Raw genomic sequence first — 12,722 nt, 5'->3', positions numbered from 1 at the left:
GGCATTCTATAGGAAGCTCTAGAGATATACATCAATTTTTTGTCTAAAATACTTTAGATATTGAAGTTCTTATTGTCATGTTTGGCAGACAAATTAGCCGTAAAATTGTACCTGTAGCCATTGCTTTGGGCTGCTTATCCGCAATTGGATTTTTACAAACCTCTAAGCTAGCCCAATTGAGCACTCAAGCGGATCAGGTTCAGAATTCTTTAAAATATGAAACTGACTTGAGACATCAACAAGCTAGTTTAAAGCTTCTACATCAATTTCCAGATTTTGGGTTTGACAATCTAGTTGCTGATTGGGTTTTCCTCAACTTCCTTCAGTATTTCGGTGATAATGCAGCTCGTAAGAGAACGGGCTATGGTCTAAGTCCAGATTTTTTTGAGGTAATTATCAAACGAGATCCTCGCTTTATTCGACCCTATTTATTTCTATCAACCTCTGTTTCTCTTAAAGCTGGTCAACCTCAGCGTAGTGTTCAATTACTGGATACAGGGTTGCAATCTCTTGATCCCAAAGTGGATCCCAATGCGTATTTAGTATGGTTATACAAAGCGACTGACGAATTACTCTTTCTAGGGGATAACCAGTCTGCACGAAATTCACATCAAAAAGTTGTGGAATGGTCTCAAGAAAATAGTGATCCTGATAGTCAACGTCTTAGTGCTTTGTCAGCCCGAACAGCAAAATTTCTAGCTAATAAACCTAATAGCAAGCGTGCGCAAATTAATAGTTGGTTGCTAGTACTTGTCAATGCAGTAGATAACAATGGGCGTCAGCGAGCTATTAAGAATATCAAACGCTTAGGTGGTGAAATATCTTTTGGCAAAGATGGAAGTGTTACGGTCATACCTCCCCGAGAAGATTAGCCGAGAGATAAGAGGATGTATGAGAAGCTGCCGTAAGGATTCAGGTAGTCGGGGATTGACAAAATAAAGGGAACGAATAGGGTATCAATATGCAACCTACCCGCCCCCTACCCCTAACAGATTGTGAGCCCTTTGTCGTTGATGCTAGTCGCTGTATTGCTTACCACGCGATCGCAAATCGAGATACTGATACCAATTACCCAACAAGATGACCTGTATTGATCCGTGAAAGTGTTGTAAATACGTCAATCTTTCAAATCAAGTAGTTCATCCCCACACGAAATTGGTATGAGTTGCTTGAAGGTGTTGCTGGGAATTTGCAAGGCTGGGTCGTAGGCTGCAATATCTGTCAGGATGTTTGCCCCTGGAATCAGCGATTTGCCCAAGAAACGAACATCCCCGACTTTCAGCCCTATCCTGAAAATGTTGCTCCCACATTGGAAGAACTGGTGACTATTTCGGGAGAAGAGTGCGATCGCAGATTCCGAGTCTCAGATCTACGCTGGATAAAACTCAAAGTTCTACAACGAAACGCTACAGTTTGCCTTCAGCTCAATCGCCAAAATGGGCATCATACATAATTGCAATTCGTGACCGCAGCTATAATTTGAGATTCTGATTAAAATAAAATGAGATTTTCCTGAGTTTATCCTTAAAATGATGCTATACTGAATCCACTATTGCGGGGAAATAATACCTTACTGTATGGGAAGCGATATCTAAATGGTCAATAGATTGGCGATTATTCATCCACATAATAGACTGAATTTCCAATTGCAGTCATCACTTGTAGGAGAAAAAAGAACTCAATCTGTTAAGTCTTTCTGCATCAGTAATTGAGATCTATGGTTTCTTCAAAATCGACTTGGAATAGTCATCAATAGGAAGCATGCTGTAAACATCGCTGACTTTCCTAATTGTTCCTCGTTGATTCTCTTCCTAGTTATTTGTGTTTCTCCATTGGCATTTATCAATCGATTTATCTGAACCCACTGGTAATCAGTAGGTAGATCGTTAAATAGTTCCCAGTTTAACTCTCTTGTTTTTCTTGATAGAGTTGCTTGAACCCACTGGTTATCAGTAGATGACCAGTCATTCTCTGTCTGAATTAGGAGAGAGGGCTACTGCTCAGTGAAAGTTGATTGGGAAAGGTGTTGATTCGGTCATTTTTGGTCTCATTGCTAATGTGACTAGGCTTGAGAATGACCACTAAGCATAACGATTTGAAGGTCGGTAAAACGTCCTGTCAATACGTTCTGGCTAGGTTTCACGTGGTTATTTTTCTACGTGGAAACTCGATCGAAAGTTGGATTGTTGGATATTTTTGAGGTTTAAAATGAATAATAATGGCATAGAGCAGGCTCTAGAAGATCCGTCGACCGTAATACTATTTGGTTCACGTGTACTCGAACTTGAGAATGTAGAACCTGTAGCTCCGGAAAATACGACTACTCTTTTCCAATATCGTTCTATCGATGGAACGGGCAATAATCTCTACTACCCCACTGTAGGCTCAGCCCATACTCAATTACTTCGACTCTTAGCCCCTGCCTACGAAAATGGAATTAGTGAACCGCGAGGGGGCGCAATTGTTGTTAATCCGCCAGGCTCTGATTACTCCTACAGCATTCCGAAGCCATACGATCCAGAGGATCCAGATTCAGTTGCACTGCCAAGTCCGAGAGATATCAGTAATGCAGTTGCTGCACAGACAGAGTCTATTCCTAATTTTCTAGGGGCCAGTGACTGGCTGTGGCAGTGGGGGCAGTTTATCGATCATGACTTAGATCTAAATGAAGGGGGGCATGAAGCCTTCTTTATTCCTGTTTCTGAAACGGACTCACTGTTTAATCCCCACTTTCCCTATCTTCCTTTTACTCGTGTTCCTGCAGCAGATGGAACAGGATCTGATAGTCCCCGCCAACAAGATAATGCGATTACCTCATATATTGATGGTTCAGGGGTATATGGCTCAGATACGGAACGCGCTCACTTTCTGCGAACCTTTGCGAATGGTAGGTTAGAAACTACGATAGGCGACAATGGAGAGCATTTATTGCCCTATAACGGTGTAAAGGAGGTAATCAAGGTAAAAAATGAAAAAGGTGAATATGAATATGTAGATGTCTATTTTGAAAATGCCAATGCTTTTGGCGCTGATGAAGACACGCTCTACCTAGCCGGAGATGTTCGCGCGAATGAACAAATGGGACTCACTGCAAATCATGTCCTGTTTGTTCGTGAGCATAATCGTCTAACCGCTGAAATTTTGGAACGGCTGGAGGCAGGGGAAGCGGCATTAGTGGCTCAGTACCAATCTTTTAAGGAGGGCTACCTCAGTCAAAATCCAGATGTGCTTGATGAAGCGGTTGTTAAGGATGAGTACTTATACCAGGCTGCTCGCAAGGTAGTGAGTGCCCAGATCCAAGTCATTACCTATAAGGAGTTTCTGCCAATCCTGATTGGGGAGACACTGTTAGAGGACTATGTTGACTACAACCCTTATATCAACCCGGCAGTCAGTAATGAATTTGCCAATGCTGCTTATCGATTGGGGCATACCTTACTCAATAATCAAATCAAACGGTTTGACGACAGCGGTTTAGAATCAATCGCTTTAAAAGAAGCGTTTTTTAACCCTAAAGAAATTTCAGAAAATGGGATTGATTCCCTGTTGCGAGGGTTGATGTTGCAAGAAGCCCAAGAACTGGACAATTTCATTGTAGATGGGGTGCGAAATTTCCTCTTCCCTGCTGGCACAGGGGGATTTGATCTGGCCTCTGTCAACATTCAGCGGGGCCGCGAAGTGGGTCTACCGAGCTATGTGGATACCTACGAACAACTCTTTGGCATTAAGATTACCTCTTTTAAGGATTTACCCTTTGCTTCTGATGTCATTGATTTGTTTAAAGAAGCCTACGATGATGTCGGCCAAATCGATTTATGGCTAGGAGGCATTTCTGAGTCATCTGCAAGTCATGGTGGTCTACTCGGCCCTACCTTTAGCTTCTTTATCAAAGATCAGTTTGCTCGGGCTGCTGCTGGCGATCGCTTTTTCTTTTTGAATGATCTAAAGGAGCTAACTGTCCTAGACGAAGATCTTACGGATACTAATCTGTCAACTATCATTCGTCGCAACACTTCCCAAGGTTATCTGGTTCAAGATAATGCCTTTCAGGTTCCCTACGACAACACTATTTTGGGGGATGATCGATCTAATTCATTGCGAGGAACCCGTAAAAATGATCTGATTGACGGGCAAGGCGGCAATGATTTTATCCGTGGGCGACAGGGTGACGATATCCTGATTGGCGATCTGGGCAATGACTATATCGTTGGGGGGGCTGGCGCAGATACTGTGATGGGCGGAGATGGCCATGATATTTTGACCGGTAATGCGGGCCAAGATGTTTTGGTTGGCGGCAACGGCAACGATATGCTCCAGGGCGGGGGGGGGAATGACATCCTCAACGGTGTGGGAAGTCAATTCGGTCAATACGACTTTGACATCCTGAAAGGAGGCGGTGGTCAAGACACCTTTATTTTGGGAGATGAGCGCTCCATTTTCTACCAGGGTCGGGGTATGGCGATGATTCAACATTACAATCGCCATCAAGATACCATTCAGTTAGCTGGAAGTGCCAGTGACTATAAACTGATGACATTTGGCTCTTATACCAGTATTCGTTTGGCTGAAAACGATGATCTGATTGCCATCCTTAATGGGACGGTGAGGAATTTTGATACAGGCTTTAAATTCACATAATATGCATGTAACGAAAGTTCTGTAGAGTATTCAAGCCCTTTAGGGAGATATCCCTAAAGGGTTCTCTTCTTAAGGAGGAAGGGAGCCGCTCTCGGACTGTGACACCCGTACAAGTCCATCAAGTTTCTGAACCAACCTGATTTATTCCACATCAATACAGAGCCACGCAGATTGCAGATCGATCTTGTTTATTTATTTAAGAAAGGATAAAGTGGATACAGGATGAATTTTCCATAAGGCTCTTCTCTGATATGGAGATCAAGGGTAACGGAATTCTATCCTGTTGAGGGTTGTGTTAGTTAAGAAATTGGATTAATAGCCGTGTGTTTCTTGACTAAAAAGCAAGAAAAATAGGTGAATTAAATAGTTATAAAGCCTCAATTTATTGTATGGTTGATAGCTTTGATATCTAGCTTCATCTCTTTTAAAAGAATAGTTTGAAGACATAAAAAATGGTTAGTCCATTTTAACTTTTTACTCCTTCTATCTTTGCCGAAATATAGTCAATATATTATAAGTTCCTATCTATGGAGGAGTCAGGTAATGCCAATGAAAGGTCTCTGTTTTAGCACTCAACTGTGTGCGCTAGATCACTGCATCCAGGGATTCTAGGGCTGAGGATAGACACATCTGGGATTTGGATTCACAGTTCTCTGGTACTTACCAATACGGTTCTCACATCCAACTCAAGATGGCAGATACCCTGCAATCATACCTTTAATTTTTGCTACTCCAGCCTGCACTGAGTTTTAATGCGTGGACGCCATGAAAACAACTCTGCCTCAGCCAAATGTTTTTAACCCAACCCTATCTGTAGATAAAGTGCTTATGCCTTTGTCTCAGCCTAAGGTTTTATCAACCCAATCCAGCACGACTCTAATAGGAAAAGCATTGCCTGAGCAACGAGTGATTAATACCACTGTCACGGCACTCAGATTCAACAATGCCATGAGTACTATTTTGCAGTGGGCGCATGGACGCGAGAGTAAAGCAGTCTGTGTTGCGAATGTACATATGTTGATGGAAGCCTATTGGCGGCCAGAGTTTGCGCATAACTTACAGAATGCTGATATGGTCACCCCAGATGGAATGCCTTTGGTCTGGATGATGAAACTACTGGGCTATAAGGGGCAGAACCGAGTTGCAGGGATGGATATTCTCCAGTCTCTTTGCCAGAAGGCATCAGCGGAGAATATTAAAGTTTTCTTTCTTGGCTCTCAACAGGCCATTCTTGATCAGATGCGGACTCGGCTAGAGAAGGACTATCCTAATCTGGATATCGCTGCTATGAAGCCTTTGCCCTTCCGTCCGCTGACGCCGAGTGAAGATGAGGCAGTGATTCAAGAAATTCATGAATCGGGTGCAGGTTTAGTGTTCGTCTCTCTAGGCTGCCCTAAGCAAGAACAGTGGATGGCAGAACACCAAGGCAAAGTTCAAGCGGTGATGATTGGTCTAGGTGGGGCTTTCCCTGTGTATGCAGGTTTGAAGAAGTGGGCACCTCGGTGGGTTAGACAGGCTGGGCTTGAGTGGCTTTATCGTCTAGTGCAGGAACCGAGACGATTATTTGGCCGCTACTTCCAAACCATTCCACCCTTCTTATTCTTAGCTTCTGTGCAGGTTCTGGCCCATCGTTTCATGCCCCAGACTAGAGACTGTTAAAGGCTTTGATGGCTAAGGGATCAGTATGTTGAGGCTGGTCTATATGGTCCTGGAAGCGCACTCTAACGGGGTGCGCTTCTTGCTTTGCTGCTCTCAGGGGTTCATCCTTACAGCAGTTTGAGGGGATCAACATCAATTTGGAGGCGTAGATTTTGAGGGCAAAGCTGTTGGCAGCCTTGGAGGGGGAAAGGCCAACTTTCAGAGGTTCCCCTCCCCTGCTGAGGACGTTTAACCAAAATATGCCAATAATAGCGTCGGGCAACTTTTAGGATATTGGCGGGAGCAGGTCCTAGAATTTCTCCTGGATAGGTATGGGACTGGAGATAGCCTTTTAGATAGGTTGCGATCTCATGAGCCGTACCCTCAACCACCGCTTCATTAAAACTACTGATCCGTAAGAGAATTAACTGCTGAAACGGGGGATACGTCATATCCTGGCGATGTTTAAGTTCTGCGGTGAGAAAGGTGTCCACGGCATAGCGCTGGACCGCCTGAATGACTGGATGCTCTGGCTCATAGGCTTGGAGAATGACGCGTCCAGGTTGATCCCCTCGCCCTGCCCGGCCTGCAACTTGCAACAGGGTCTGGAAGGTCCGTTCGCTAGCGCGAAAATCGGGAATATTGAGTAGGCTGTCTGCGGCTAAGACCCCGATCAGTTGAACTTGGGGAAAATCGATGCCTTTGGTCAGCATTTGGGTTCCCACCATCAGGTCTGCTTCACCACGGGCAAACTGATTGAGGAGTTGACGATGCGCCCCTTTGCGACGGGTGGTGTCACTGTCGAACCGAATCACCCGTAAATCAGGAAAGCTCTTCTGTAACTCCTGCATAACACGCTGAGTCCCGCTGCCAAAATAGCGAAAGTAGGAAGACTGACAAACGGGACAGATGTCGGGTTGGGGCTGTGTGTAGTTGCAGTAGTGACAGCGTAACAAGGACTGCTTAAGATCTGGGCTGTGGTGGTAGGTGAGGGACACACTGCAATGGGGGCATTTGGCGACATAGCCACAGCTGCGACAAGAAACGAAGGTACTGTGGCCCCGGCGGGGCATAAACAATAACCCCTGCTGTCGATTCTGTTTAAGCTGCTGTAACTGTTTTTGCAAGAGTCGACTAAAGATAGAATGATTGCGATCGGCCAGTTCCAGGCGCATATCGATGACTTCAATTGGCGGCATTGGCCGGGCGTTGACCCGTTGCGGTAAGCGCAGGTAATGGGAAAGGGGGCCGGATCGAGAAACCGCTGGTTGGGCTTGGGACCAGCTCTCTAGACAAGGGGTGGCAGAGCCGAGGATCAGCGGGCATTTGGATTGTTGCGCGCGCCATTGGGCAACGGTGCGCGCATGGTAGCAAGGTGCCGGCTGATCCTGCTTATAGCCGGTGTCGTGCTCTTCATCCAGAATAATAAGTCCTATATTGGCAATCGGTGCAAATATGGCTGAGCGAGTTCCAATCACAATTTGCGCGGTGGCGTTGAGAACATATCGCCAGGTGTCATAGCGCTCTCCCTCTGAGAGCGCACTGTGATAGACCCGAATGCGATCGCCAAATCGGGCTCGAAATCGATCGGTTAATTGAGGGGTTAAACCAATTTCAGGAACCAGCACTAAAACGGATTGTTGACGCGCTAATACGGGGGTAATAGCTTGCAAATACACTTCGGTTTTGCCAGAACCGGTGACGCCATGCAGTAGGACTTCTGTATAGCCTTTTAGTGGGTGGATTTGGGAGAGGACTTGGGCTTGATCAGGGGTGAGATCTCGGGGCTGATCGGGCTGAATAAGCTGGGTTTCTAATCGGAGTCGCTCCCGTTGGGTAATGGTGATGCAGCCTTGGCTGACCAACTTTTTGAGGGTGGTACTGCTGGTATGGGCTAATCGTAGTAGATCTTGGACCCATAACTCCCCTCCTTCCTGTTTGAGGAGGGTCAAAATTTCCTGTTGGCGAGGGGTTAGGTCGGGGGCTGAGAGGGAGAGCAAGGTGGCGGCCTGCTGCTGTTTCGGTTGGGTGGGCGCTTGTGTGTGGAGGTAGCTTTCGACAATGCCTTGTTGCTGCAATTCCCGTAATCCAATATGCGCTTTTTTGACCTGGCGACGCAGATATTGCCAGGTGTAGTCTTGGGTTGGGCTTTGCTGCAGTAAGTCTTGAAGGGTTTGAGCAATCGGACTCAAGGGGGCACGAGGGGGCGCAACAAGACGGATTCGACGTTGCGATCGCTGCAATAAACCCGGCGGTAGGGCCACTCGAATCACTGCCATCAAAGGAGTGTGATAGTAGGCCGCCACCTGTTCAAGAATCTGCCAATATCCCGGTGGGAATAGGGTGCTGCACACGACATCCACCACCGGCAAAATTCGGGTGGAGGCTAATTCAGGTGGCAGTTGGGAGAACAGACGAATAGCAATCGCCCCCATCTGCTGAGGGCCAAAGGGAACGCTGAGAATATCTCCAGGTTGGATTGCGAGGTTAGTGGGAATGCGATACGTAAACAGCTTTTCAGTGCCGGGACAGTCCACGAGCACTTCCACAAACGGGGCCGGACTAGCAGTATTGACAGCGGAAACAGAGACATCGGGTGTTGGCATATCAGCACACCCTGGAGATTATTGTTTGTGGGCCAGGGTCCAATAAAATGTAGCACCTTGATTCACCGCTGCATCAAACCAGATTTGACCGCCATGACAGTGAATAATCCGCTGCACCGTGGACAGGCCAATACCACTGCCTGAAAAATCTTCTGCACTGGTTAACCGTTGAAAGGGCAGGAAGATTCGCTCTGCCTGACTCATATCAAACCCTGGCCCATTATCTCGAATAAAAAAGATGGGCTGATCGGGAGCGATGGTTTCATCGGCATTGGGCGGATGTTGACTCACCTCTGTCAGCTTTGTTTTGCCAAATTCTATTTGGGCATGGTTGAGGGCGCTGGTATATTTCCACGCATTTCCCAATAAATTTTCGAGTGCGACCCAAAGCAGATGGGTGTCCCCTTCCACCAGAATATGAGTGGGAATTACAAACTTAACGTTCCGTTCAGGTTCTTGCTGCAATAGTTGTCGAGCGATCGTTTGGACCGTCGAGCTTAAATTAACCGTTTGCGGTTGAATCGGATTACGGCCAATATTGGATAGCTGTAATAAGCCCTCCAGCAACGTGGCCATGTGTCGGGTATAGTCTTGAATCGTCCCCAAATATTTTTGCAGCCGGGGATCTTGATCTCCCATATAGGCTGTTAGCAAAGCACAGCCCGTTTTAATCCCAGTGAGGGGATTTCTCAGATCATGAGACACCGTGTAATTAAAGGCTTCTAACTCTGTATTGGCCGCTTCCAGCTCCAAGGATCGCTTGCGCAGGGCTTTATTGACTCGCTCTAATTCAATCGTCTTTTGCTTGAGAGCCAGCTCATTTTGTTGGCGTTCGATGGAATAGCGAATAGCATGAGTGAGGGATCCCGGTGTTACCTGCCCCTTGACGAGGAAATCTTGGGCTCCCTGCTGGACGGCTTGCATGGCCACGGTTTCGTCATCTAATCCCGTAAACACCACGATCGGTAAGGTGGGTGAATGAGACAGAACCTTTTCCAGGGTTTCTAGGCCATGACTATCGGGTAAGGATAAGTCAAGTAGAATCGCGCTGAAGTTCTGCTTCTGGAGGGCACTTAGGGCGTCCTCTAACTTGTCAACATGGGTGAGTTGGTACTGTATGGCGTCATCACTCCGCTTAACCCCCAACATCCCTTGAATCAAAAACGCATCCCCTGGATTATCTTCTACTAACAAGACTTGGATACTTTCATCGGGTGGTGAAGAATCCAAACGCTTGTCATTTTGATCGGGTGGAGTAGACTTTGATTTGAGTGACTTAGCCATCATTGTGCGATCAGAGGGGATAGGGTACCTAGAAGGCAGTGATCAAAGAAAGGGGCAAGGGGTTAGGTATTTTTCTGCCATCGAAGCCAAAAACCATGAATATCTTGGGCTTTGTCGGCGAATTCATGAAAACTACTAGGCTTAGTGACATAATAATCTGCTTTGAGCCGATAGCTTTCTTCAATATCTTCTGGGGAATTAGACGTGGATAGGACGATGACAGGAATATGTTGTAATGTTGGATCGGATTTGATGTCTGCCAGCACCTCTCGCCCATTTTTGATGGGCAGATTTAAATCCAGCAAGATGAGCTGCGGGAACGGTGCTTTCCGAGATGCTTGATTTTGGCGTAGGAAGTCAGTGGCAGCTTCGCCGTTCTCAACTCGGTGCAGCGTATATCGAAAGGCACATTCTTCCAGCATACGATTAATCAAGAATACGTCGCCGGGATTGTCCTCCACTAGGAGTATGTTAACGGGAGGGATATCCATCGCAAGCGGGTCAGATTCTAGATCTTGATTCTTTCTAAGGCTGTTTTGGAGGTGCACTGCAGACTGACGAATGGGTACAGACACTTGAGTCGTTGATCAGAATAAGTTCAGAGTACCCGTTTAAGCCTTGTGAAGCGCAAATATTCTTCCAAATATATGACGGAATGGAAGTTGGAACTGATCTCAAAATCGTCTCAAATGCGGATAAGGGCTATTGGAGCCTGTTTAGGCAGAGGGTGACTCCGGTAAGGTGAAGAAAAATGTAGATCCTTGATTCAGTTCGGATTCTACCCAGATATTGCCCCCCTGCTGCTCAACTATTTTTTTGCAAATGGCTAAGCCGATGCCGGTACCCGCATATTTTTGTCGGGTATGTAATCGCTGAAAGACCATAAAGACTCGGTCGGCATGCTTCGGCTCAATGCCAATGCCGTTGTCCTTGACCCAAAATAGGTAGTGATTCTGTTGCGGTTGGCAACCAATCTCAACAATTGGGGCTGCTTCTCCTCGGTATTTAAGGGCGTTACCCACCAGGTTTTGGAAGAGCTGGGTCAGTTGGCGGGGATTGGCTGTGAGGGTGGGGAGATCGGTGCGGTTGAGGGTGGCGCCACTTTCTTGAATGGAGAGCTGTAGGTTGGCGATCGCACCCTCCAGAATTTGATTACAGTCCACTGTCTCTAGGACTTTGGCCTGGGTGCCAACGCGAGAATAGCTCAATAAATCTTGAATCAATTGCTGCATACGAGTAGCGCCATCGACCGCGAAGCCAATAATTTGATCGGCTTGCTCATCGAGCTGTCCGGCGTAGTTTTGGCTTAAGAGTTGGGTAAAACTAATCACCATGCGCAATGGTTCCTGCAAATCATGGGAGGCAACGTAGGCAAATTGTTCGAGTTCTTGATTAGAGCGTTCCAGCTCTTGGTTGAGCTGTTGCAGTTCATGCTCAAAGTGCTTCCGTTCTGTAATGTTGCGGGCCACCCAAACGACAGAGTCTTTCTGCTCGGTGAGATTGCGGGCCACCCAAACGACAGAGTTATCCAGCAGCGGAGAGATACTGGCCGTAAACCAGGCGGGCTGGCCCTCAATCATCAACTGATAGTCAAAGTTGACGGTTTGTTGGGTTTCAATGGCTTGTTGAATAATGTGGGACCATTGTTGTTCAGGATCTTGCCAGAGTTCATCAATGGTATGACTGATCAGCTCTGTATCCGGCTCACACCCTTCACTCGAATTGGTGGGGGCAACTTCGATATTGCTAATTTCACCGCCATCTAAATCACATACAAAGACGAGATCCTTCATGGCTTCAAATACGGCTCGGATTTTACCTTCGGAGCTGCGTAGTTTGGCGGCAAGTAATTGGCGATCGCTGACCTGATGCTCTAATTCCTTGATTCGCTTTTGAAGCTTGGCGACATCATCGGGCGGTGAGTTTGTTGGAGATTGCTGAACTAACGTGTCTGATGTGACTAATCCCTGAAGATGTGACGCTTTATCCACAATGGCAACACAGGCACTGCCCTCTGTTTTCATAAGTTGAGTCAGGGTCGATACTTCTTCCGCTTGGCCCAAAGGCAGGGTGGGAAGGGGAGCCATCACCGATTTAACGGCAGTTTTTGTTAGGTCTAGTTGGGTGGCGAGGGCGGTAATCAGGGTGCGATCGCAAACCACACCCACAGGAACTTGTTCGTCAACCACCACTATGTAATTATCTTTTGCTTGATATAAAGCAGTCACTGCATCTGCGATAGAAGTATCTGGTTGAGTGACCAAAGGCTCACGAATCATCACTTGCATTTTTTGAGTACGTCAATGCCTTATACCATCTAGCTTTTTCTAGATGCTATGACAAAGTCAATCCGCATTGATACTAGCGTGAATCAAAGGGTCAAGATTTCCTTTTCTCCACCAAAAATAGAAAATTTTGCCAAACCCCTTGACGAAGCCAAAAACCTGTGCGAGATTTGGTACTACAAACGTAGTATTTCATCCGCTTTGGATCGAAACCTTCAAATGAAACGCAGACTCACCTCAGCCAACCTCCATCGTCCGTCGCAACGACCCG

Annotated in this window: 9 protein-coding genes; 5 read left to right on the top strand and 4 right to left on the bottom strand. The window is 46.5% G+C overall.

Translation table 11 applies throughout. The features are described from left to right. The first annotated feature begins 77 nt into the window (after positions 1–77). The 4 genes from Q0986_RS18530 to Q0986_RS18515 all read left to right on the top strand — a co-directional run bounded on the left by Q0986_RS18530 (position 78) and on the right by Q0986_RS18515 (position 6,297). On the top strand, positions 78–872 hold the full coding sequence (locus tag Q0986_RS18530) for a hypothetical protein (protein WP_299414099.1): 795 nt from the start codon (positions 78–80) through the stop codon (positions 870–872). Positions 873–1,165: 293 nt separating this feature from the next. Continuing rightward, positions 1,166–1,453 (top strand): hypothetical protein, encoded by a 288-nt coding sequence (locus Q0986_RS18525; RefSeq protein ID WP_299414097.1) that lies wholly within the window; start codon positions 1,166–1,168, stop codon positions 1,451–1,453. 755 nt (positions 1,454–2,208) lie between these two features. Further along, positions 2,209–4,638 carry a peroxidase family protein gene (locus Q0986_RS18520; RefSeq protein WP_299414094.1) on the top strand — a complete coding sequence of 810 codons (2,430 nt, stop codon included), beginning with the start codon at positions 2,209–2,211 and terminating at the stop codon, positions 4,636–4,638. An 828-nt stretch (positions 4,639–5,466) separates the two neighbouring features. Beyond that, positions 5,467–6,297, top strand: coding sequence for a WecB/TagA/CpsF family glycosyltransferase (locus Q0986_RS18515; protein WP_366918626.1), 831 nt, complete (start codon positions 5,467–5,469; stop codon positions 6,295–6,297). Positions 6,298–6,404: 107 nt separating this feature from the next. On the opposite strand, the gene priA is transcribed toward Q0986_RS18515, so the two are convergent. From priA to Q0986_RS18495, 4 genes are all read right to left on the bottom strand, one after another. Beyond that, positions 6,405–8,882, bottom strand: a complete 2,478-nt coding sequence (priA, locus tag Q0986_RS18510; protein ID WP_299414088.1) for a primosomal protein N' — start codon at positions 8,880–8,882, stop codon at positions 6,405–6,407. 18 nt (positions 8,883–8,900) lie between these two features. Continuing rightward, positions 8,901–10,169, bottom strand: a complete 1,269-nt coding sequence (locus Q0986_RS18505) for a hybrid sensor histidine kinase/response regulator (RefSeq protein WP_299414085.1) — start codon at positions 10,167–10,169, stop codon at positions 8,901–8,903. A 59-nt stretch (positions 10,170–10,228) separates the two neighbouring features. Further along, positions 10,229–10,741: a response regulator gene (locus Q0986_RS18500; protein WP_299414082.1), complete on the bottom strand. Its 513-nt coding sequence runs from the start codon at positions 10,739–10,741 to the stop codon at positions 10,229–10,231. Between the two features lie 141 nt (positions 10,742–10,882). After that, a complete protein-coding gene (locus tag Q0986_RS18495; RefSeq protein ID WP_299414080.1) occupies positions 10,883–12,445 on the bottom strand; it encodes an ATP-binding protein in 1,563 nt (520 codons plus the stop codon). Positions 12,446–12,502: 57 nt separating this feature from the next. On the opposite strand from Q0986_RS18495, the gene Q0986_RS18490 reads away from it, so the two are divergent. Further along, positions 12,503–12,722 (top strand): hypothetical protein (locus Q0986_RS18490; protein WP_299414077.1); only part of this gene is annotated, 220 nt, incomplete at its 3' end.

This window comes from Acaryochloris sp. IP29b_bin.148, from assembly GCF_028285565.1.
In the GTDB taxonomy this organism is placed as follows: Bacteria; Cyanobacteriota; Cyanobacteriia; order Thermosynechococcales; family Thermosynechococcaceae; genus Acaryochloris.
Note: the sequence above shows the minus strand (reverse complement) of the source record. Positions and strands in the feature narration are given on the sequence as shown.